Genomic DNA, 18,782 nt, shown 5'->3' on the forward strand with positions numbered 1-18,782 from the left:
GGTGCGGGGCCTTCTCGCGTTCCCGGCCGGCCTACGGCCGCCAGCTCCAGGGGTGCCCGTCCGGGCCGAGGCCCACCACCGTCACTCCGCGCCCGCCGAGGTGGAGCGCGGCCGCGACCGCCGTGTCGCCGGCCGTGCGGGTACGCAGCCGGCCGCCGGTCCGCACCTGGAGGCGGCCGCGCAGGTCCGTGCCGAGCAGCACCGTGCCGAGCGCCGGCGAACGGGCGGCGACCACCTCCCCGTAGCCGTCGAGCCCGGCGTCGCCCGTGGGGCCGAGCAGCCCCGCGGCGGCCGGCGGACGGTGGAACAGCTCGCCGCCGGCCGTCGCCACCGTCGACCCGGAGAGCGGCAGCCGGTCCGACCGGTCCGCCCCGTCCACCCAATGCCGTACGGAGTCCCGCCCCGCCGCGTAGACGTGCACCCGGCCGGCCGCGTCCAGGGAGACGGCGAGGCCGTCCTGGACCTCCGCGTCCCCGGGGAGCGTCCGCCAGGGCCCCCAGGAGCCGTCCGAGGCCGCGCGGACGGTGGTCGACACGCCCTTGTCGGCGTTCCGTACGAAGAGGTGGACCCGGCCGTCGGGGGCCGTGGCCGCCACCGGGGCGCCGATCCGGCGGCCGCGGTCGTCGGAGCGCTCCGGGTTCCCGAGCCCGCGCCAGGCGAGGAACGGGCCGCCGGGGGAGCGCTGCTCCAGGAGGACCACCTCGCGCCGGTTCGGCCCGCCGTGGCCGTCGAGCGCGGCGAACCGGACCGCGAAGAGCAGCACCCGGCCGTCGTCGAGCACCGCCGAGCCGAGCGCCGGGGCCAGCGGCCCGCCGCCGAGGTCCTCGGGCTCGCCCCAGCCCGCGCCGCCGGGTGCCGACGCGCTCCGCGTGCCGCCGGGCGCCCGGGTGCCCGCACCGGCGCCCGGCGCCGACTCCCGCCAGCGGACCGCGCGCAGGCCGAGGACGCCGTACGCGGTGAGGCGGCCGTCCGGCTCCTCGGTGACCGCGGGGCGGGCGCCGGGCCAGCGGTGGTGGGTGGAGCGGACCCAGCCCTTGCGGTTGCCGAGCGGCCGGTCGCCGCCGACGCCGTAGTCGCCGCAGCCGGAGGGGTTCCCGCACTGCCAGGACGGGTCGCCGCCGTACGGCACGAGCCGCGCGGCCTTCTCCGCGAGGACCTCCGGCGGGAGGTTCTTGGGCCAGTGCCGGTTGTAGTAGCCGCGGAACGCGCTCGTCGTGAACGCCGGTATCGGGCTGCCGTCCCGGACCGCGTCGGTGACCCAGCGGCCCAGTGCGGCCCAGGTGAAGCAGGCGACGGCCGTGTGGTCCCCGTGGTCCGCGTACCCCGGCTGCTCGGAGTCCCGCTGCCGGGTGGCCTCGTCGCTGTGCTGGACGTCCGGGTCCGGGTCCAGGGTGTGCACCACGGTCGGCCGGTGGCGGCGCAGCAGGTCGGCGAGGGCGCCGACGAGGCGGTCGTAGTCGTAGGTGTCCGAGCGGGTCACCGGCGAACCCGCCGACAGATGGGTCCGCAGTTCGAGGGCCCGGTCGTGCCAGAGCGCCGGCAGGGCCATGTAGCGCCGGGTGGTGTGCATCGGCAGGTTCAGGAAGACCAGCTCCACCCGGCGCGCGCCGCGCGCGAGCGTGTCGGCCTCCGCCCGCAGGCCGCCGGGGAGCGTCAGCACCTCGCGCCGCCAGGGCGTGAACCGCGGGAGCCCGAGCGCCTCCGCGTACGCCTGGCGCAGGCCCTGGTGGCGGGCGGCGGAGTAGGCGGCCCGGTCCGGGGGAGCGTCGGGCATCCCCGCGATCCGGTTCCGGCCCGTGTGCTCGCCGGCCGTCACGTACACCGAGACCAGCGGCACCCCGGAGTCCAGCAGCCGCTGCGTGTCCGGGTTCATGAAGTACAGGTCGTCGTCCGGATGCGCGGAGAACTGCATCAGCAGCGCCCGCCGCTCCCCGGCCTTCGCGATCGGCTTCCCCGGCGCCGGATCGGCGGTCGGCGCCGTCCGCCGCGGCTCCGGTACGGAGCAGCCGGCGGCGGCCGCGGTGACCGCGAGGGCGACGGCGAGCACCGTCCGTCGGCGGGGAGCTGTGGTCACGAGCGGGGTCCGTCCCTTCGGATGATCGGTCCTCTGCAAGACGGATATCCGGCACTCGTGGTTGTGTACGAATCAGCGCTCCCGCTGCGAGGATGCACCGCGGAAAAGATCTTCGAAAACGTCCGCGGCCCGATGTCGAACACGCGCCGCGGGCTCCGACCCCTGGGTGACAGCACGCCGCAGGGGCGCGCGGGACGGGGAGGACACCCGAGATGAAGTACGTCGCGATGATCTACGGCAACCAGGCCAAGTGGGACGCCTTCCCCGCCGACGCCTGGCCCGAGGCGATCGCCCGGCAGGAGGCCTTCAACCGGAAGTACCGGGAGACCGGCGAGCTGATCGGCGCGTACGGGCTCGCCGACGCGGCCGCCGCCCAGCTCGTACGCCGCGAGGACGGCGCCCCCGCGGTCACCGACGGCCCGTACCTGGAGACCAAGGAGTACCTGGCCAGCTTCTACCTGCTCGACTGCGCGAGCCAGGAGCGCGCCCAGGAGATCGCCGCGGACATGCCCTTCGCGGACGTCGACCCGGTCGAGCTGTGGCCGGTCCTGCACGAGTCCGCGGCGGACGTGTGACCGGCCCGCACGGGATCGAGGACCTGCTGCGCGCCGACGCGCCGCGGGTCCTCGGCGCGCTCGTCCGTCGGTACGGCGACTTCGACCTGTGCGAGGACGCCGTCCAGGAAGCCCTGATCGCCGCCGCCCAGCAGTGGCCGGAGGGCGGGGTCCCCGACCACCCGCGCGGCTGGCTCCTCACCGTCGCCGCCCGGCGGTACGTCGACCTGGTGCGCAGCGAGTCCGCGCGCAGGCGCCGCGAGGACGCCGTCGCGCTCGCCACCCCGGACTCCGCGCTCCTCGCGCCCGCCGCCGACGACGCCCCGGGGGCGGACCGGGACGACTCCCTGGCCCTGCTCTTCCTCTGCTGCCACCCCGACCTGTCGCCGCCCAGCCGGATCGCGCTCACCCTGCGGGCCGTCGGCGGCCTCACCACCGCGCAGATCGCCGCCGCCTTCCTCGTCCCCGAGTCGACCATGGCGCAGCGGATCAGCCGGGCGAAGCAGACGATCAAGGCCGGCGGATGGTCGCTGGCGCAGCCCGAGGGCGAGGACCGCACGGCCCGGCTCGCCGAGGTGCGGCACGTGCTGTACCTGGTCTTCAACGAGGGCTACACGGCCAGCGGCGGCGACGACCTCACCGCGCCCGAACTGTCCACCGAGGCGATCCGGCTCACCCGGCTCCTGCACGGGCTCCTCCCCGAGGACCCGGAGACCGCGGGACTGCTCGCCCTCATGCTCCTCACCGACGCCCGCCGCCCGGCCCGCACCGGTCCGCACGGCGAGCTGATCCCCCTCGCGGAGCAGGACCGGGGGAGCTGGGACGCCGGGCTCGTCGAGGAGGGCGTCGCGCTGATCAGCCGCACCCTGCCGCGGGGCCGGATCGGCCCGTACCAGCTCCAGGCGGCCATCGCGGCCGTGCACGACGAGGCCCCCACGGCCGAGGCCACCGACTGGCCCCAGATCCTCGCCCTGTACGACCTCCTCGCACGCACCGGACCGAACCCGATGATCACCCTCAACCGGGCGGTCGCCGTCGCGATGGTCCAGGGGCCGCGGGCCGGTCTCGACCTGCTGGAGGAGCTGGCGGCGGACGCGCGGCTGGCCCGGAACCACCGGCTCCTCGCCACCCGCGCCCACCTCCTCGAACTCCTCGGCGACCGGGAGGAGGCGGCCGCGGCGTACCGGGAGGCCGCCCGCCGGACGACGAGCGCGCCGGAGCGCCGCCATCTGACGGAGCGGGCACGGCGGTTGGGCTGAGGAGGGGTTCGGCGACGTCGGGTGCGCCTCGGCGCTTACCCCTACGTGACGTGGGGTACAGTCTTCGATCCCGATTGGCGGCGAGAAGGTCGCGTATGGCAGACTGTCGGGGTTGCTCGGTTGAGTGCCGATGCTGCGCGCCTCCCGTCGGGAGGACCGGAAGCGAGTCCCACAGTACTCGTCGACCCCTCGGGTCGGACGTACGGGAATCTTCTGGGAAGCGTCAGCGGGGTGCCGGCCAGGCTCCCGGTGGGTGTTCCACCCCCGACTCGCGGTCATGGTGACCGCACCCCCTTGGTTGGGAAATCCTTTGGGATTTCTGCGTAGAGGGAGTGCGACACGCCCGACCGCGTGGGTCGGAGGTAGGACGCGAACCGACCGGCGAGACAGAGCGTTACGAGACAAAGGACTACTAGTAGCCATGGCGGGACAGAAGATCCGCATCCGGCTCAAGGCCTACGACCACGAGGTCATCGACTCCTCGGCGAAGAAGATCGTCGAGACGGTGACCCGCACTGGTGCGTCGGTCGCGGGCCCGGTGCCGCTGCCCACTGAGAAGAACGTGTACTGCGTCATCAAGTCGCCGCACAAGTACAAGGACTCGCGCGAGCACTTCGAGATGCGCACGCACAAGCGCCTCATCGACATCCTCGACCCCACGCCGAAGACGGTTGACTCGCTCATGCGCCTCGACCTCCCGGCGGGCGTCGACATCGAGATCAAGCTCTGAGGGCGCGCGAGATGGCTAAGAACATCAAGGGCATCCTGGGCGAGAAGCTCGGCATGACGCAGGTCTGGGACGAGAACAACCGGGTCGTCCCGGTGACCGTCGTCAAGGCCGGCCCCAATGTCGTGACCCAGGTGCGTACGAACGACGTCGACGGCTACGAGTCGGTCCAGATCGCCTTCGGCGAGATCGACCCGCGCAAGGTGAACAAGCCCCTCAAGGGCCACTTCGCCAAGGCCGACGTCACCCCGCGCCGCCACCTGGTGGAGCTCCGCACCGCTGACGCCTCCGAGTACACGCTCGGCCAGGAGATCACCGCCGAGCTCTTCGAGGCCGGCGTGAAGGTCGACGTCACCGGTAAGAGCAAGGGCAAGGGCTTCGCCGGTGTCATGAAGCGCCACAACTTCCGTGGTGGCAAGGCTTCGCACGGTGCCCACCGCGTGCACCGCAAGCCCGGTTCGATCGGTGGCTGCGCCACCCCGGGCCGTGTCTTCAAGGGCATGCGCATGGCCGGTCGCATGGGCAACGAGCGTGTGACCACCCAGAACCTGACCGTCCACGCCGTTGACGCCGAGAAGGGTCTGCTGCTCATCAAGGGCGCCGTCCCCGGCCCCAACGGTGGCCTCGTCCTGGTCCGCACCGCGGCCAAGGGGGTTTGAGGAACCGATGAGCACCATTGACATCCTTTCGCCGGCAGGCGACAAGGCCGGGACCGTCGAGCTCCCCGCGGAGATCTTCGGCGCCAAGGTCAGCGTTCCGCTGATCCACCAGGTCGTCGTCGCGCAGCTGGCCGCGGCCCGTCAGGGCACGCACAAGACCAAGACCCGTGGCGAAGTCCGCGGTGGTGGCAAGAAGCCTTACCGCCAGAAGGGCACCGGCCGCGCCCGTCAGGGTTCGACCCGCGCTCCGCAGTTCGCCGGTGGTGGCGTCGTCCACGGCCCGCAGCCGCGTGACTACTCGCAGCGGACCCCGAAGAAGATGAAGGCCGCCGCCCTCCGCGGTGCCCTCTCGGACCGGGCGAACCACTCCCGCATCCACGTCGTCACCGGCGTGGTCGAGGGCGAGGTCTCCACCAAGGCCGCGAAGACGCTGTTCGGCAAGATCTCGGAGCGCAAGAACCTGCTCCTGGTCGCCGAGCGCTCCGACGAGGCCGCGTGGCTGTCCGCTCGTAACCTGCCCCAGGTGCACATCCTGGAGCCGGGCCAGCTCAACACGTACGACGTGATCGTCTCCGACGACGTGGTCTTCACCCAGGCCGCCCTCGAGTCTTTCGTGTCTGGCCCCCAGACCGCTGAGACCGAAGGGAGCGACGCCTGATGACTGAGGCCGTCGTCACCAGCAAGACCTTCTCGGACCCGCGCGACATTCTCGTCAAGCCGGTCGTCTCGGAGAAGAGCTACGCCCTGCTGGACGAGAACAAGTACACGTTCATCGTCGCGCCTGGCTCCAACAAGACCCAGATCAAGCAGGCCGTCGAGGCGGTCTTCTCGGTCAAGGTCACCGGGGTCAACACGATCAACCGCCAGGGCAAGCGCAAGCGCACCAAGGCCGGTTTCGGTAAGCGCAAGGACACCAAGCGCGCCATCGTGACCCTTGCTGAGGGCAACCGTATCGACATCTTCGGCGGTCCGACCGCCTAAGGGCGGTCTGGATCGTCCGGAATCGGACGAGGACTGAGAAATGGGAATCCGCAAGTACAAGCCGACTACGCCGGGCCGTCGTGGCTCCTCCGTAGCCGACTTCGTCGAGATCACGCGGTCCACGCCGGAGAAGTCGCTGGTCCGCCCCCTGCACAGCAAGGGCGGCCGTAACAACACCGGTCGTGTGACCGTCCGTCACCAGGGCGGTGGCCACAAGCGCGCCTACCGCGTGATCGACTTCCGTCGTCACGACAAGGACGGCGTGCCGGCCAAGGTCGCTCACATCGAGTACGACCCCAACCGCACCGCGCGCATCGCGCTGCTCCACTACGTGGACGGCGAGAAGCGCTACATCATCGCCCCCAAGGGTCTGACGCAGGGTGACCGCGTCGAGAACGGCCCCGGCGCTGACATCAAGCCCGGCAACAACCTGGCGCTCCGCAACATCCCGGTCGGTACCACGATCCACGCGATCGAGCTCCGTCCCGGTGGCGGCGCCAAGTTCGCGCGCTCCGCTGGTGCCTCCGTGCAGCTGCTGGCGAAGGAGGGCACGATGGCCCACCTTCGTATGCCGTCCGGTGAGATCCGTCTCGTCGACGCCCGCTGCCGCGCCACCATCGGCGAGGTCGGCAACGCCGAGCAGTCGAACATCAACTGGGGCAAGGCCGGCCGCAAGCGCTGGCTGGGCGTTCGCCCGACCGTTCGCGGTGTGGCGATGAACCCGGTCGACCACCCGCACGGTGGTGGTGAGGGCAAGACCTCCGGTGGTCGCCACCCGGTCTCCCCGTGGGGTCAGAAGGAGGGTCGTACTCGTTCGCCGAAGAAGGCTTCGAACAAGTACATCGTCCGCCGCCGCAAGACGAACAAGAAGCGCTAGGAGCGGGTTTAGATGCCGCGCAGTCTCAAGAAGGGACCCTTCGTCGACGGCCACCTCGTCAAGAAGGTGGACGCCCAGAACGAAGCCGGTACCAAGAACGTCATCAAGACCTGGTCCCGTCGCTCGATGATCATCCCGGCCATGCTCGGCCACACGATCGCGGTGCACAACGGCAAGACCCACATTCCGGTGTTTGTCACCGAGTCGATGGTCGGCCACAAGCTCGGCGAGTTCTCGCCGACGCGCACCTTCCGGGGTCACGTGAAGGACGACCGGAAGTCGAAGCGCCGCTAGTAGCGGGGTGGAATGACCATGACAGACACTGGAAGGACAACCATGGAAGCCAGGGCCCAGGCGCGGTACATCCGCGTCACGCCCATGAAGGCCCGCCGCGTGGTGGACCTTATCCGTGGCATGGATGCCACGGAGGCTCAGGCGGTCCTGCGTTTCGCCCCGCAGGCCGCGAGCGTGCCGGTCGGCAAGGTGCTGGACAGCGCCATTGCCAACGCCGCGCACAACTACGACCACACCGACGCCTCTTCGCTGGTCATCAGCGAGGCGTACGTGGATGAGGGCCCGACCCTGAAGCGGTTCCGTCCGCGTGCTCAGGGCCGTGCCTACCGGATCCGTAAGCGGACCAGCCACATCACCGTGGTCGTCAGCAGCAAGGAAGGAACCCGGTAATGGGCCAGAAGGTTAACCCGCATGGGTTCCGGCTCGGCATCACCACGGACTTCAAGTCCCGCTGGTACGCCGACAAGCTGTACAAGGACTACGTCAAGGAAGACGTCGCCATCCGTCGGATGATGACGTCCGGCATGGAGCGCGCCGGCATCTCGAAGGTTGAGATCGAGCGCACCCGTGACCGCGTGCGGGTGGACATCCACACCGCGCGTCCCGGCATCGTCATCGGCCGCCGTGGCGCCGAGGCCGACCGCATCCGCGGCGACCTCGAGAAGCTCACGGGCAAGCAGGTCCAGCTGAACATCCTCGAGGTCAAGAACCCCGAGATGGACGCTCAGCTGGTTGCTCAGGCCGTTGCCGAGCAGCTCTCCTCCCGCGTCTCCTTCCGTCGCGCCATGCGTAAGAGCATGCAGGGCACGATGAAGGCCGGCGCCAAGGGCATCAAGATCCAGTGTGGCGGTCGTCTCGGCGGCGCCGAGATGTCCCGCTCGGAGTTCTACCGCGAGGGTCGTGTGCCGCTGCACACGCTCCGCGCGAACGTGGACTACGGCTTCTTCGAGGCCAAGACGACCTTCGGTCGCATTGGCGTCAAGGTCTGGATCTACAAGGGCGACGTCAAGAACATCGCCGAGGTCCGCGCCGAGAACGCTGCGGCCCGTGCGGGTAACCGCCCGGCCCGTGGTGCCGGCGCTGGCGACCGCCCGGCCGGCCGTGGTGGCCGCGGTGGCGAGCGTGGCGGCCGCGGCCGCAAGCCGCAGCAGTCGGCTCCGGCCGCCGAGGCCCCCAAGGCCGAGGCTGCCGCCGCTGCTCCGGCTGAGAGCACCGGAACGGAGGCCTGACCGAAATGCTGATCCCCCGTAGGGTCAAGCACCGCAAGCAGCACCACCCCAAGCGCTCCGGCGCCAGCAAGGGTGGTACGCAGGTTGCGTTCGGCGAGTACGGCATTCAGGCCCTCACGCCGGCGTACGTGACCAACCGCCAGATCGAGGCGGCTCGTATCGCGATGACCCGCCACATCAAGCGTGGCGGCAAGGTCTGGATCAACATCTACCCGGACCGCCCGCTGACGAAGAAGCCCGCCGAGACCCGCATGGGTTCCGGTAAGGGTTCTCCGGAGTGGTGGATCGCGAACGTCAAGCCGGGTCGGGTGATGTTCGAACTGTCCTACCCGAACGAGAAGATCGCGCGCGAGGCCCTCACCCGTGCGGCCCACAAGCTGCCGATGAAGTGCAAGATCGTGAAGCGCGAAGCAGGTGAGCTGTGATGTCGGCCGGTACCAAGGCGTCCGAGCTGCGCGAGCTGGGCAACGAGGAGCTTCTCAACAAGCTCCGCGAGGCCAAGGAAGAGCTGTTCAACCTCCGCTTCCAGGCGGCGACGGGCCAGCTCGAGAACCACGGTCGGCTCAAGTCCGTCCGTAAGGACATCGCCCGGATCTACACCCTGATGCGTGAGCGTGAGCTGGGCATCGAGACGGTGGAGAACGCCTGATGAGCGAGAGCAACGTGACTGAGAAGACCGAGCGCAACGCTCGCAAGGTCCGCGAGGGCCTGGTCGTCAGCGACAAGATGGACAAGACCGTCGTCGTCGCTGTCGAGGACCGCGTCAAGCACGCGCTGTACGGCAAGGTCATCCGCCGTACGAACAAGCTCAAGGCTCACGACGAGCAGAACGCTGCCGGCATCGGCGACCGCGTCCTCCTGATGGAGACCCGGAAGCTGTCCGCCACGAAGCACTGGCGCGTCATCGAGATCCTCGAGAAGGCCAAGTAATTCTTGAGGGGGTAACCCTTCAAGTTCGTTCCGCCAGGCTCGGTGGGGTTGCGCTACTTGCTGGCGCAACCCCACCGGGAACCGGCAGACAAATCAGGAGATAGACGTGATCCAGCAGGAGTCGCGACTGCGTGTCGCCGACAACACTGGTGCCAAGGAGATCCTTTGCATCCGTGTTCTCGGTGGCTCGGGTCGCCGCTACGCGGGCATCGGTGACGTCATCGTCGCCACCGTCAAGGACGCGATCCCCGGTGGCAACGTGAAGAAGGGTGACGTCGTCAAGGCGGTCATCGTTCGCACCGTCAAGGAGCGCCGCCGCCAGGACGGCTCGTACATCCGCTTCGACGAGAACGCCGCTGTCATTCTCAAGAACGACGGCGACCCTCGTGGCACCCGTATCTTCGGCCCGGTCGGCCGTGAGCTGCGCGAGAAGAAGTTCATGAAGATCATCTCGCTCGCGCCGGAGGTGCTGTAAGCATGAAGATCAAGAAGGGCGACCTGGTCCAGGTCATCACCGGTAAGGACAAGGGCAAGCAGGGCAAGGTCATCACGGCCTTCCCCCGCGAGAACCGCGTCCTGGTCGAGGGTGTCAACCGGGTCAAGAAGCACACCAAGGCCGGCCCGTCGCAGGCCGGTGGCATCGTCACGACCGAGGCTCCGGTCCACGTCTCCAACGTCCAGCTGGTCGTGGAGAAGGACGGCAAGAAGGTCGTCACGCGTGTCGGTTACCGCTTCGACGACGAGGGCAACAAGATCCGCGTTGCCAAGCGGACGGGTGAGGACATCTGATGGCTACCACCACTCCGCGTCTCAAGACGAAGTACCGCGAGGAGATCGCGGGCAAGCTGCGTGAGGAGTTCTCCTACGAGAACGTCATGCAGATCCCCGGCCTCGTGAAGATCGTGGTCAACATGGGTGTCGGCGACGCCGCCCGTGACTCGAAGCTCATGGACGGTGCCGTCCGTGACCTGACCACCATCACCGGTCAGAAGCCGGCCATCACCAAGGCCCGCAAGTCCATCGCGCAGTTCAAGCTGCGTGAGGGCCAGCCGATCGGTGCGCACGTCACCCTCCGTGGCGACCGCATGTGGGAGTTCCTGGACCGCACCCTGTCGCTCGCGCTGCCGCGCATCCGCGACTTCCGTGGTCTGTCCCCCAAGCAGTTCGACGGGCGTGGCAACTACACCTTCGGTCTCACGGAGCAGGTCATGTTCCACGAGATCGACCAGGACAAGATCGACCGTGTCCGGGGTATGGACATCACCGTGGTGACCACGGCGACCAACGACGACGAGGGCCGTGCCCTTCTGCGTCACCTCGGCTTCCCGTTCAAGGAGGCGTAAGCGAGATGGCGAAGAAGGCTCTCATCGCGAAGGCTGCCCGCAAGCCCAAGTTCGGCGTGCGTGGCTACACGCGCTGCCAGCGCTGTGGTCGTCCCCACTCCGTGTACCGCAAGTTCGGCCTGTGCCGCGTGTGCCTTCGTGAGATGGCTCACCGTGGCGAGCTGCCGGGCGTGACCAAGAGCTCCTGGTAATCCCCTAGTTGGGATGACCGGAGTCTCTCGGTAAGCACTGGGTCGGCGGATGCCCGCCCCCGCATGCCTTAGGCTTGTGGGGTTGGGCGTCCGCCGCCCGTACGACTTACTACGCCGTAGGTCCCCGCGCCGCACCCGTCCCGCCCCTGTGTGGGGAGAGGGATGGCGCATACAGGAAACCCCGGCGAGAGAGGCCGAAGGCCAATTCATGACCATGACTGATCCGATCGCGGACATGCTGACTCGTCTGCGTAACGCGAACTCGGCATACCACGACTCCGTGACGATGCCGCACAGCAAGATCAAGTCTCACATCGCGGAAATCCTCCAGCAGGAGGGCTTCATCACGGGCTGGAAGGTCGAGGACGCCGAGGTCGGCAAGAACCTCGTCCTCGAGCTCAAGTTCGGTCCGAACCGTGAGCGCTCCATCGCGGGCATCAAGCGGATCTCGAAGCCCGGCCTCCGGGTTTACGCGAAGTCCACCAACCTGCCGAAGGTCCTCGGCGGCCTGGGCGTGGCGATCATCTCCACGTCCCACGGTCTCCTGACCGGCCAGCAGGCAGGCAAGAAGGGCGTAGGTGGGGAAGTCCTCGCCTACGTCTGGTAGTCGGGAACGGAGGAATAGCTAATGTCGCGTATTGGCAAGCTGCCTATCCAGGTTCCCGCCGGCGTGGACGTCACCATCGAGGGCCGCACGGTCACGGTGAAGGGTTCCAAGGGCACCCTGAACCACACCGTCGCCGCGCCGATCGAGGTCGCTAAGGGCGAGGACGGCGTTCTCAACGTCACCCGCCCGAACGACGAGCGTCAGAACAAGGCCCTCCACGGCCTGTCCCGCACGCTGGTGGCCAACATGATCACCGGTGTGACCCAGGGTTACGTGAAGGCGCTCGAGATCAGCGGTGTCGGTTACCGCGTGGCCGCGAAGGGCTCCGGTCTGGAGTTCCAGCTCGGCTACAGCCACCCGATCCTGATCGAGGCGCCCGAGGGCATCTCGTTCAAGGTCGAGTCGCCGACCAAGTTCTCGGTCGAGGGCATCGACAAGCAGAAGGTCGGCGAGGTCGCGGCGAACATCCGCAAGCTGCGGAAGCCCGACCCGTACAAGGCCAAGGGCGTCAAGTACGCCGGCGAGGTCATCCGCCGCAAGGTCGGAAAGGCTGGTAAGTAAGCCATGGCATACGGTGTGAAGATCGCCAAGGGCGACGCTTACAAGCGTGCCGCCAAGGCGCGCCGCCACATCCGCATCCGCAAGAACGTGTCGGGTACGGCGGAGCGTCCGCGCCTCGTCGTGACGCGTTCGAACCGTGGTATCACCGCTCAGGTCATCGACGACCTCAAGGGTCACACCCTTGCGTCGGCGTCGACCCTGGACGCGTCGATCCGCGGTGGCGAGGGTGACAAGTCCGCGCAGGCCAAGCAGGTCGGTTCCCTGGTCGCCGAGCGCGCCAAGGCCGCCGGCGTCGAGGCTGTCGTGTTCGACCGTGGTGGCAACAGGTACGCCGGGCGCATTGCCGCTCTGGCTGACGCCGCCCGCGAAGCCGGGCTGAAGTTCTAAGCCCCGGTTCCGGGACTAACGGACGTAACAGAGAGAGGTAATCCAATGGCTGGACCCCAGCGCCGCGGAAGCGGTGCCGGTGGCGGCGAGCGGCGGGACCGGAAGGGCCGCGACGGTGGCGCTGCCGCCGAGAAGACCGCGTACGTTGAGCGCGTTGTCGCGATCAACCGCGTCGCCAAGGTTGTCAAGGGTGGTCGCCGCTTCAGCTTCACCGCGCTGGTCGTGGTGGGCGACGGTGACGGCACCGTAGGTGTCGGTTACGGCAAGGCCAAGGAAGTTCCCGCGGCCATTGCCAAGGGCGTCGAGGAAGCCAAGAAGAACTTCTTCAAGGTTCCCCGCATCCAGGGCACCATCCCTCACCCGATCCAGGGCGAGAAGGCCGCGGGCGTCGTCCTGCTCAAGCCGGCTTCCCCCGGTACCGGTGTTATCGCCGGTGGCCCGGTGCGCGCCGTGCTCGAGTGCGCCGGCGTTCACGACATCCTGTCGAAGTCGCTCGGCTCCGACAACGCGATCAACATCGTGCACGCGACCGTGGCGGCCCTCAAGGGCCTGCAGCGTCCCGAGGAGATCGCGGCTCGCCGTGGTCTGCCCCTCGAGGACGTCGCCCCCGCGGCTCTGCTCCGTGCGCGTGCTGGGGCGGGTGCGTAATGGCTCGCCTCAAGGTCACGCAGACGAAGTCGTACATCGGCAGCAAGCAGAACCACCGCGACACCCTGCGCTCGCTTGGCCTCAAGAAGGTCAACGACGTGGTTGTCAAGGAGGACCGCCCCGAGTTCCGCGGCATGGTGCACACCGTCCGCCACCTCGTGACGGTCGAGGAGGTTGACTGACATGGCGGAGACCAACCCGCTGAAGGCCCACAACCTCCGTCCCGCCCCGGGCGCCAAGACCGCGAAGACCCGTGTGGGTCGTGGTGAGGCGTCCAAGGGTAAGACGGCCGGTCGTGGTACCAAGGGCACGAAGGCCCGTTACCAGGTTCCGCAGCGCTTCGAGGGTGGGCAGATGCCCCTCCACATGCGTCTGCCGAAGCTCAAGGGCTTCAAGAACCCGTTCCGCACCGAGTTCCAGGTCGTGAACCTGGACAAGCTCGGCGCTCTCTACCCCGAGGGTGGAGAGGTCACGGTGGCCGACCTGGTCGCCAAGGGCGCGGTTCGCAAGAACCAGCTCGTCAAGGTGCTCGGCACCGGCGAGATCACCGTGGCGCTGCAGGTTTCGGTTGACGCCGTCTCCGGCTCCGCCAAGGAGAAGATCACCGCCGCCGGCGGCACCGTCACCGAGCTCGTCTAAGACGACTCGATGGCTTGAACATCCGATCGGGGATGCCTCTCAAATGGGGCATCCCCGATTGGTCGTTCCTAGGGGGGCATGGTCGCCGGTAAGGTGGCGTGCACCGTCTAGGCTCCGTGCGGTATGCCCGCACGGAATTGATGACCGATACCCAATCGTCGAACCTCAAGACCGTCACCCTTGACGCATAGCGCGGGGGTCGCAGGAGGCACCGTGCTCACCGCGTTCGCCCGGGCGTTCAAGACGCCCGACCTGCGCAAGAAGCTGCTCTTCACGCTCGGCATCATCGTGCTGTACCGCCTCGGGGCCCACATCCCGGTTCCCGGCGTCAGCTACGAGGCCGTCCAGCAGTGTGTCAAGCAGGCCAGCGAGGGCAACAACAGCCTGTTCGGCCTGGTCAACATGTTCAGTGGCGGGGCGCTGCTCCAGATCACCATCTTCGCGCTCGGCATCATGCCGTACATCACGGCCAGCATCATCCTGCAGCTGCTGACCGTCGTGATCCCCCGCCTCGAGGCCCTCAAGAAGGAGGGCCAGTCCGGTACTGCCAAGATCACGCAGTACACCCGTTACCTGACGGTCGCCCTCGCGGTGCTGCAGGGCACCGGTCTCGTCGCCACGGCGAAGAGCGGTGCGCTCTTCAGCGGCTGCTCCGTGGCCGACCAGGTCGTGCCGGATCCGTCGATCTTCACCATCGCCACCATGGTCATCACGATGACCGCCGGCACGTGCATCGTCATGTGGCTCGGCGAGATCATCACCGACCGCGGCATCGGCAACGGTATGTCGATTCTCATGTTCATCTCGATCGCCGCCGGCTTCCCGGGCGCCCTGTGGGCCATCAAGGAGAGCGGCAAGCTCGCCAAGGGCTGGATCGAGTTCGGCACCGTCATCCTCATCGGCTTCGTGATGGTGGCCCTCGTGGTCTTCGTCGAGCAGGCCCAGCGGCGCATTCCGGTGCAGTACGCGAAGCGCATGATCGGTCGACGCTCCTACGGCGGAACGTCCACTTACATCCCGTTGAAGGTGAATCAGGCAGGTGTGATTCCTGTCATCTTCGCGTCGTCGCTGCTCTACATCCCGGCCTTGATCGCGCAGTTCTCGAACTCCACCGCGGGGTGGAAGACCTGGATCGAAGCCCACTTCGTCAAGGGTGACCACCCGTATTACATCGCCGCGTACTTCCTCCTGATCGTGTTCTTCGCCTTCTTCTACGTGGCGATCTCGTTCAACCCCGAGGAAGTTGCCGACAACATGAAGAAGTATGGTGGCTTCATCCCGGGTATCCGGGCTGGTCGACCTACTGCCGAGTACCTGAGCTACGTGCTCAACCGGATCACTTGGCCGGGCTCGCTGTACTTGGGTCTGATCGCTCTTGTGCCGACGATGGCGTTGGCAGGCTTCGGTGGCGCCAATGCCAACTTCCCCTTCGGTGGGACGAGCATCCTCATCATCGTGGGTGTGGGGCTGGAGACCGTGAAGCAGATCGAGAGCCAGCTCCAGCAGCGCAATTACGAAGGGTTCCTCCGCTGATGCGAATCGTCCTCGTCGGACCGCCCGGTGCGGGTAAGGGCACGCAGGCTGCGTACCTCGCCAAGAACCTGGGCATCCCGCACATCTCTACGGGCGACCTGTTCCGTGCCAACATTTCGCAGGGCACGCCGCTGGGCGTAGAGGCGCAGTCGTACATGAAGGCCGGCCAGCTCGTGCCGGACTCCGTGACGATCGGGATGGCCGAGGACCGCATGCGCCAGGCGGACGCCGAGGGCGGCTTCCTGCTCGACGGGTTCCCGCGGAACGTGGCCCAGGCCCAGGCTCTGGACGCGTTCCTCAAGGCGGGCGGCATCGAGCTGGACGCGGTCCTGGACCTTGAGGTCCCCGAGGACGAGGTCGTGAAGCGGATCGCGGGTCGACGCATCTGCCGCAAGGACTCCGCGCACGTCTTCCACGTGACGTACAACGCTCCGAAGACCGAGGGCGTCTGCGACGCCTGCGGCGGCGAGCTGTACCAGCGCGACGACGACACGGAGGAGACCGTCCGCAAGCGTCTGGCGGTCTACCACACCGAGACCGAGCCGATCATCGACTACTACCGGGAGCAGAACCTGGTGGAGACGATCCTGGCGCTCGGCAAGGTGGACGAGGTCACCGCCAAGGCGATGGACGCGCTCAAGAAGTAACCCCTGGTTCGTGCGATACGGCCGCGGTGCCCCTCAGGGGCGCCGCGGCCGTATCGTTGTTCTGTTCCCCGTACTCGATGGAAAGGCCGCGGCCACGATGGTGCAGATCAAGACCCCCGAGCAGATCGCGAAGATGCGCGAGGCGGGGCTGGTCGTCGCCGCCATCCACGCGGCGACCCGCGAGGCGGCCGTGCCGGGCGCCACGACGAAGGACCTGGACGAGGTCGCGCGGAAGGTCATCGCCGACCACGGGGCGAAGTCGAACTTCCTCGGGTACGGCGGCTTCCCCGCGACGATCTGCACCTCGGTGAACGAGGTCGTCGTCCACGGCATCCCCGACGACAAGACCGTCCTCAAGGACGGCGACATCATCTCCATCGACGCCGGCGCGATCGTCGACGGCTGGCACGGCGACGCGGCCTACACGGCCTTCGTGGGCACCGGGCACGCGCCCGAGCTCGTCGAGCTCTCCCGGGTCACCGAGGAGTCGATGTGGGCCGGCATCGCGGCCATGAAGCTCGGCAACCGCCTCGTCGACATCTCCAAGGCGATCGAGACGTACATCAAGCGGCAGCCCCGCCCCGCGGTCGGCGACCACAGCCTCGGCCGCTACGGGATCATCGAGGACTACGGCGGCCACGGCATCGGCACCGAGATGCACATGGACCCGCACCTCCTGAACTACGTCTCCCGCAAGCGCGGCAAGGGCCCCAAGCTCGTCCCCGGCCTCTGCCTCGCCATCGAGCCCATGGTCTCCCTCGGCACCCCCCACACCGAGGTCCTCAAGGACGACTGGACCGTCATCACCACCGACAAGACCTGGTCCTCCCACTGGGAGCACTCCATCGCCCTCACCGAGGAGGGCCCCCTGGTCCTGACCGCGGTGGACGGCGGCAAGGCGAAGCTGGCCGAGCTGGGCGTGACGGCCGCGCCGGACCCGCTGGCGTAGTTCCGGAGTGGGCGTTCGGGCCGCCGGCGTAAGGCGTGGGAAAGGTGCTGGGGGTTCGGCGTGGTGGGTTGCGTAAGGATCTCCTGGCGTGGGCAGACTTCCCGATTCGTCTTTTCCTGGGGCCTGACGTAGACTGATGCGTCGGCTCTCGTGTACCCGTGTGTCCGCATACGGCGGCGAGAGTCGATCAAGGTAGCCGATTCGAAAGGCGAAGCGTGGCCAAGAAGCAAGGTGCCATCGAAATCGAGGGCACCGTGATCGAGTCCCTCCCGAACGCCATGTTCAAGGTGGAGCTCCAGAACGGTCACAAGGTCCTCGCGCACATCTCCGGCAAGATGCGGATGCACTACATCCGAATCCTTCCGGACGACCGGGTCGTGGTGGAGCTCTCTCCGTACGACCTGACGCGTGGCCGGATCGTCTACCGGTACAAGTAGATCTTGCCCGCACCCCGCCTTCGCGCGCGGGTGGTGGCACTGACCCGGAGAACCTCACATCCCATGAAGGTCAAGCCGAGCGTCAAGAAGATCTGCGACAAGTGCAAGGTGATCCGCCGTCACGGCCGGGTCATGGTCATCTGCGACAACCTGCGCCACAAGCAGCGCCAGGGCTGACGCACGCCGACCGACCTGCATTTCGCAGTTCTTCGCGCGACGCATAGCAATACGTACATACGCAGAGCCCGTCGGGCCGTGTTCCACGGTTGACGGCACCTCCGGCGGGGGCCGGGGACCCGGACGTACCACTGTTCCGACTGGAGCGGTCGGCGGTCGGGAGCGGTTCTGCAGCAGACCCCCGAGAACACAGGAGCCATTGAATGGCACGCGTTTCCGGTGTTGACATCCCGCGCGAAAAGCGTGTGGTGGTCGCACTCACCTACGTCTTCGGCATCGGGCGCACCCGGTCCGAGGAGATCCTCGCCTCGACCGGTGTGAACCCGTCGACCCGTGTCCGCGACCTTGCCGAGGAAGACCTCGTCAAGATCCGCGAGTACGTGGACGCCAACCTCCAGACCGAGGGTGACCTCCGTCGCGAGATCGCCGCCGACATCCGCCGCAAGGTCGAGATCGGCTGCTACCAGGGCCTCCGCCACCGCCGTGGCCTGCCCGTCCGCGGCCAGCGCACCAGCACGAACGCTCGTACCCGCAAGGGCCCGCGTCGCGCCATCGCCGGCAAGAAGAAGCCGGGCAAGAAGTAGTCCTCAGCGGACGCTTGACCAAGCGGTCTTCGCTGTAGGACCGACCACCTCCCGTAGGAGTTATAGATGCCCCCCAAGGGTCGTCAGGGCGCTGCCAAGAAGGTGCGCCGCAAGGAAAAGAAGAACGTCGCTCACGGCCACGCGCACATCAAGAGCACGTTCAACAACACGATCGTCTCGATCACGGACCCCTCGGGCAACGTGATCTCCTGGGCCTCCGCCGGCCACGTCGGCTTCAAGGGCTCGCGCAAGTCCACCCCGTTCGCCGCGCAGATGGCCGCCGAGTCGGCCGCTCGCCGCGCGCAGGAGCACGGCATGCGCAAGGTCGACGTCTTCGTCAAGGGTCCGGGCTCCGGCCGCGAGACCGCGATCCGCTCCCTCCAGGCCACGGGCCTCGAGGTCGGTTCGATCCAGGACGTCACCCCCACGCCGCACAACGGCTGCCGTCCCCCCAAGCGCCGCCGCGTCTGACGCACGGCTGCTTGACCTGAGGAC

At 68.0% G+C, this 18,782-nt stretch carries 31 protein-coding genes; 30 read left to right on the forward strand and 1 reads right to left on the reverse strand.

Annotated features, from left to right (window positions below; genetic code table 11):
- Positions 1-31: 31 nt before the first annotated feature.
- Positions 32-2,074: a PIG-L family deacetylase gene (locus tag ACFCY7_RS19680; RefSeq protein ID WP_376486742.1), complete on the reverse strand. Its 2,043-nt coding sequence runs from the start codon at positions 2,072-2,074 to the stop codon at positions 32-34.
- 212 nt (positions 2,075-2,286) lie between these two features.
- On the opposite strand from ACFCY7_RS19680, the gene ACFCY7_RS19685 reads away from it, so the two are divergent.
- The 30 genes from ACFCY7_RS19685 (at position 2,287) to rpsK (ending at position 18,758) form a co-directional block, all read left to right on the forward strand.
- Entirely contained in the window at positions 2,287-2,649 is a 363-nt protein-coding gene (locus ACFCY7_RS19685; protein WP_376486745.1) for a YciI family protein, read from the forward strand.
- Positions 2,646-3,887, forward strand: a complete 1,242-nt coding sequence (locus tag ACFCY7_RS19690) for an RNA polymerase sigma factor (protein ID WP_376486748.1) — start codon at positions 2,646-2,648, stop codon at positions 3,885-3,887. The genes ACFCY7_RS19685 and ACFCY7_RS19690 overlap by 4 nt, the downstream gene beginning before the upstream one ends.
- A 421-nt stretch (positions 3,888-4,308) precedes the next feature.
- Positions 4,309-4,617: a 30S ribosomal protein S10 gene (rpsJ, locus tag ACFCY7_RS19695; RefSeq protein WP_003948644.1), complete on the forward strand. Its 309-nt coding sequence runs from the start codon at positions 4,309-4,311 to the stop codon at positions 4,615-4,617.
- Positions 4,618-4,628: 11 nt separating this feature from the next.
- Positions 4,629-5,273, forward strand: a complete 645-nt coding sequence (gene rplC / locus ACFCY7_RS19700; RefSeq protein WP_017239574.1) for a 50S ribosomal protein L3 — start codon at positions 4,629-4,631, stop codon at positions 5,271-5,273.
- Positions 5,274-5,280: 7 nt separating this feature from the next.
- Entirely contained in the window at positions 5,281-5,931 is a 651-nt protein-coding gene (gene rplD, locus ACFCY7_RS19705) for a 50S ribosomal protein L4 (protein ID WP_376486751.1), read from the forward strand.
- Positions 5,931-6,254, forward strand: coding sequence for a 50S ribosomal protein L23 (rplW, locus tag ACFCY7_RS19710; protein ID WP_024755407.1), 324 nt, complete (start codon positions 5,931-5,933; stop codon positions 6,252-6,254). Before rplD ends, rplW begins: the two co-directional genes overlap by 1 nt.
- Positions 6,255-6,294: 40 nt before the next feature.
- Positions 6,295-7,131, forward strand: a complete 837-nt coding sequence (rplB, locus tag ACFCY7_RS19715) for a 50S ribosomal protein L2 (RefSeq protein ID WP_030208986.1) — start codon at positions 6,295-6,297, stop codon at positions 7,129-7,131.
- Between the two features lie 12 nt (positions 7,132-7,143).
- A complete protein-coding gene (gene rpsS / locus ACFCY7_RS19720) occupies positions 7,144-7,425 on the forward strand; it encodes a 30S ribosomal protein S19 (RefSeq protein ID WP_015035577.1) in 282 nt (93 codons plus the stop codon).
- A gap of 42 nt (positions 7,426-7,467) precedes the next feature.
- Positions 7,468-7,815, forward strand: a complete 348-nt coding sequence (gene rplV / locus ACFCY7_RS19725; protein ID WP_004571827.1) for a 50S ribosomal protein L22 — start codon at positions 7,468-7,470, stop codon at positions 7,813-7,815.
- Entirely contained in the window at positions 7,815-8,654 is an 840-nt protein-coding gene (rpsC, locus tag ACFCY7_RS19730) for a 30S ribosomal protein S3 (RefSeq protein WP_015035579.1), read from the forward strand. The genes rplV and rpsC overlap by 1 nt, the downstream gene beginning before the upstream one ends.
- 5 nt (positions 8,655-8,659) lie before the next feature.
- On the forward strand, positions 8,660-9,079 hold the full coding sequence (rplP, locus tag ACFCY7_RS19735) for a 50S ribosomal protein L16 (protein ID WP_017239579.1): 420 nt from the start codon (positions 8,660-8,662) through the stop codon (positions 9,077-9,079).
- Complete coding sequence (gene rpmC / locus ACFCY7_RS19740) at positions 9,079-9,303, forward strand: 50S ribosomal protein L29 (protein WP_017239580.1); 225 nt, start codon at positions 9,079-9,081, stop codon at positions 9,301-9,303. The genes rplP and rpmC overlap by 1 nt, the downstream gene beginning before the upstream one ends.
- Positions 9,303-9,584 carry a 30S ribosomal protein S17 gene (gene rpsQ, locus ACFCY7_RS19745; protein WP_015035582.1) on the forward strand — a complete coding sequence of 94 codons (282 nt, stop codon included), beginning with the start codon at positions 9,303-9,305 and terminating at the stop codon, positions 9,582-9,584. The genes rpmC and rpsQ overlap by 1 nt, the downstream gene beginning before the upstream one ends.
- 106 nt (positions 9,585-9,690) lie before the next feature.
- On the forward strand, positions 9,691-10,059 hold the full coding sequence (gene rplN / locus ACFCY7_RS19750) for a 50S ribosomal protein L14 (protein WP_003956455.1): 369 nt from the start codon (positions 9,691-9,693) through the stop codon (positions 10,057-10,059).
- Positions 10,060-10,061: 2 nt separating this feature from the next.
- Positions 10,062-10,373 carry a 50S ribosomal protein L24 gene (gene rplX / locus ACFCY7_RS19755; protein WP_015035583.1) on the forward strand — a complete coding sequence of 104 codons (312 nt, stop codon included), beginning with the start codon at positions 10,062-10,064 and terminating at the stop codon, positions 10,371-10,373.
- The gene (gene rplE, locus ACFCY7_RS19760; protein WP_026058276.1) at positions 10,370-10,927 is read left to right on the forward strand and encodes a 50S ribosomal protein L5; all 558 of its coding nucleotides are present in this window, start codon (positions 10,370-10,372) and stop codon (positions 10,925-10,927) included. Before rplX ends, rplE begins: the two co-directional genes overlap by 4 nt.
- A gap of 5 nt (positions 10,928-10,932) precedes the next feature.
- Positions 10,933-11,118, forward strand: coding sequence for a type Z 30S ribosomal protein S14 (locus ACFCY7_RS19765; RefSeq protein ID WP_003948630.1), 186 nt, complete (start codon positions 10,933-10,935; stop codon positions 11,116-11,118).
- A 208-nt stretch (positions 11,119-11,326) separates the two neighbouring features.
- The gene (rpsH, locus tag ACFCY7_RS19770) at positions 11,327-11,725 is read left to right on the forward strand and encodes a 30S ribosomal protein S8 (RefSeq protein WP_015035585.1); all 399 of its coding nucleotides are present in this window, start codon (positions 11,327-11,329) and stop codon (positions 11,723-11,725) included.
- A 21-nt stretch (positions 11,726-11,746) separates the two neighbouring features.
- Positions 11,747-12,286: a 50S ribosomal protein L6 gene (rplF, locus tag ACFCY7_RS19775; RefSeq protein WP_017239583.1), complete on the forward strand. Its 540-nt coding sequence runs from the start codon at positions 11,747-11,749 to the stop codon at positions 12,284-12,286.
- Positions 12,287-12,289: 3 nt separating this feature from the next.
- A complete protein-coding gene (rplR, locus tag ACFCY7_RS19780) occupies positions 12,290-12,673 on the forward strand; it encodes a 50S ribosomal protein L18 (protein ID WP_033201980.1) in 384 nt (127 codons plus the stop codon).
- A 45-nt stretch (positions 12,674-12,718) separates the two neighbouring features.
- Positions 12,719-13,321: a 30S ribosomal protein S5 gene (gene rpsE / locus ACFCY7_RS19785; RefSeq protein WP_017239585.1), complete on the forward strand. Its 603-nt coding sequence runs from the start codon at positions 12,719-12,721 to the stop codon at positions 13,319-13,321.
- Entirely contained in the window at positions 13,321-13,503 is a 183-nt protein-coding gene (gene rpmD / locus ACFCY7_RS19790) for a 50S ribosomal protein L30 (protein ID WP_015035589.1), read from the forward strand. Before rpsE ends, rpmD begins: the two co-directional genes overlap by 1 nt.
- Position 13,504: 1 nt before the next feature.
- Entirely contained in the window at positions 13,505-13,960 is a 456-nt protein-coding gene (rplO, locus tag ACFCY7_RS19795; RefSeq protein WP_017239586.1) for a 50S ribosomal protein L15, read from the forward strand.
- Between the two features lie 213 nt (positions 13,961-14,173).
- Positions 14,174-15,493: a preprotein translocase subunit SecY gene (gene secY, locus ACFCY7_RS19800; RefSeq protein WP_376486757.1), complete on the forward strand. Its 1,320-nt coding sequence runs from the start codon at positions 14,174-14,176 to the stop codon at positions 15,491-15,493.
- On the forward strand, positions 15,493-16,140 hold the full coding sequence (locus tag ACFCY7_RS19805; protein WP_376486758.1) for an adenylate kinase: 648 nt from the start codon (positions 15,493-15,495) through the stop codon (positions 16,138-16,140). Before secY ends, ACFCY7_RS19805 begins: the two co-directional genes overlap by 1 nt.
- A gap of 97 nt (positions 16,141-16,237) precedes the next feature.
- Complete coding sequence (map, locus tag ACFCY7_RS19810) at positions 16,238-17,089, forward strand: type I methionyl aminopeptidase (RefSeq protein WP_376486760.1); 852 nt, start codon at positions 16,238-16,240, stop codon at positions 17,087-17,089.
- Between the two features lie 215 nt (positions 17,090-17,304).
- A complete protein-coding gene (gene infA, locus ACFCY7_RS19815; RefSeq protein WP_003956442.1) occupies positions 17,305-17,526 on the forward strand; it encodes a translation initiation factor IF-1 in 222 nt (73 codons plus the stop codon).
- A gap of 63 nt (positions 17,527-17,589) precedes the next feature.
- Positions 17,590-17,703, forward strand: coding sequence for a 50S ribosomal protein L36 (gene rpmJ, locus ACFCY7_RS19820; RefSeq protein WP_003956441.1), 114 nt, complete (start codon positions 17,590-17,592; stop codon positions 17,701-17,703).
- Positions 17,704-17,906: 203 nt separating this feature from the next.
- Positions 17,907-18,287 (forward strand): 30S ribosomal protein S13, encoded by a 381-nt coding sequence (gene rpsM, locus ACFCY7_RS19825; RefSeq protein WP_017239590.1) that lies wholly within the window; start codon positions 17,907-17,909, stop codon positions 18,285-18,287.
- Positions 18,288-18,353: 66 nt separating this feature from the next.
- Positions 18,354-18,758 (forward strand): 30S ribosomal protein S11, encoded by a 405-nt coding sequence (gene rpsK / locus ACFCY7_RS19830; protein ID WP_003956432.1) that lies wholly within the window; start codon positions 18,354-18,356, stop codon positions 18,756-18,758.
- The last annotated feature ends 24 nt before the right edge of the window (positions 18,759-18,782 follow it).

It is taken from the genome of Streptomyces sp. NPDC056361, assembly GCF_042262805.1.
Classification (GTDB): Bacteria; Actinomycetota; Actinomycetes; order Streptomycetales; family Streptomycetaceae; genus Streptomyces.

Coding starts and splice junctions, on each gene's coding strand:
- rplB (WP_030208986.1), top strand. CDS start 6,295: ATGGGAATCCGCAAGTACAAGCCGACTACGCCGGGCCGTCGTGGCTCC.
- rpsM (WP_017239590.1), top strand. CDS start 17,907: ATGGCACGCGTTTCCGGTGTTGACATCCCGCGCGAAAAGCGTGTGGTG.
- rpmC (WP_017239580.1), top strand. CDS start 9,079: ATGTCGGCCGGTACCAAGGCGTCCGAGCTGCGCGAGCTGGGCAACGAG.
- ACFCY7_RS19765 (WP_003948630.1), top strand. CDS start 10,933: ATGGCGAAGAAGGCTCTCATCGCGAAGGCTGCCCGCAAGCCCAAGTTC.
- rplW (WP_024755407.1), top strand. CDS start 5,931: ATGACTGAGGCCGTCGTCACCAGCAAGACCTTCTCGGACCCGCGCGAC.
- rpsE (WP_017239585.1), top strand. CDS start 12,719: ATGGCTGGACCCCAGCGCCGCGGAAGCGGTGCCGGTGGCGGCGAGCGG.
- rplC (WP_017239574.1), top strand. CDS start 4,629: ATGGCTAAGAACATCAAGGGCATCCTGGGCGAGAAGCTCGGCATGACG.
- ACFCY7_RS19805 (WP_376486758.1), top strand. CDS start 15,493: ATGCGAATCGTCCTCGTCGGACCGCCCGGTGCGGGTAAGGGCACGCAG.
- map (WP_376486760.1), top strand. CDS start 16,238: ATGGTGCAGATCAAGACCCCCGAGCAGATCGCGAAGATGCGCGAGGCG.
- rplP (WP_017239579.1), top strand. CDS start 8,660: ATGCTGATCCCCCGTAGGGTCAAGCACCGCAAGCAGCACCACCCCAAG.
- rpsK (WP_003956432.1), top strand. CDS start 18,354: ATGCCCCCCAAGGGTCGTCAGGGCGCTGCCAAGAAGGTGCGCCGCAAG.
- rpsC (WP_015035579.1), top strand. CDS start 7,815: ATGGGCCAGAAGGTTAACCCGCATGGGTTCCGGCTCGGCATCACCACG.
- rplD (WP_376486751.1), top strand. CDS start 5,281: ATGAGCACCATTGACATCCTTTCGCCGGCAGGCGACAAGGCCGGGACC.
- rpmD (WP_015035589.1), top strand. CDS start 13,321: ATGGCTCGCCTCAAGGTCACGCAGACGAAGTCGTACATCGGCAGCAAG.
- rplR (WP_033201980.1), top strand. CDS start 12,290: ATGGCATACGGTGTGAAGATCGCCAAGGGCGACGCTTACAAGCGTGCC.
- rpmJ (WP_003956441.1), top strand. CDS start 17,590: ATGAAGGTCAAGCCGAGCGTCAAGAAGATCTGCGACAAGTGCAAGGTG.
- rplO (WP_017239586.1), top strand. CDS start 13,505: ATGGCGGAGACCAACCCGCTGAAGGCCCACAACCTCCGTCCCGCCCCG.
- rpsJ (WP_003948644.1), top strand. CDS start 4,309: ATGGCGGGACAGAAGATCCGCATCCGGCTCAAGGCCTACGACCACGAG.
- rplX (WP_015035583.1), top strand. CDS start 10,062: ATGAAGATCAAGAAGGGCGACCTGGTCCAGGTCATCACCGGTAAGGAC.
- rpsQ (WP_015035582.1), top strand. CDS start 9,303: ATGAGCGAGAGCAACGTGACTGAGAAGACCGAGCGCAACGCTCGCAAG.
- rpsH (WP_015035585.1), top strand. CDS start 11,327: ATGACCATGACTGATCCGATCGCGGACATGCTGACTCGTCTGCGTAAC.
- ACFCY7_RS19685 (WP_376486745.1), top strand. CDS start 2,287: ATGAAGTACGTCGCGATGATCTACGGCAACCAGGCCAAGTGGGACGCC.
- rpsS (WP_015035577.1), top strand. CDS start 7,144: ATGCCGCGCAGTCTCAAGAAGGGACCCTTCGTCGACGGCCACCTCGTC.
- rplF (WP_017239583.1), top strand. CDS start 11,747: ATGTCGCGTATTGGCAAGCTGCCTATCCAGGTTCCCGCCGGCGTGGAC.
- rplV (WP_004571827.1), top strand. CDS start 7,468: ATGGAAGCCAGGGCCCAGGCGCGGTACATCCGCGTCACGCCCATGAAG.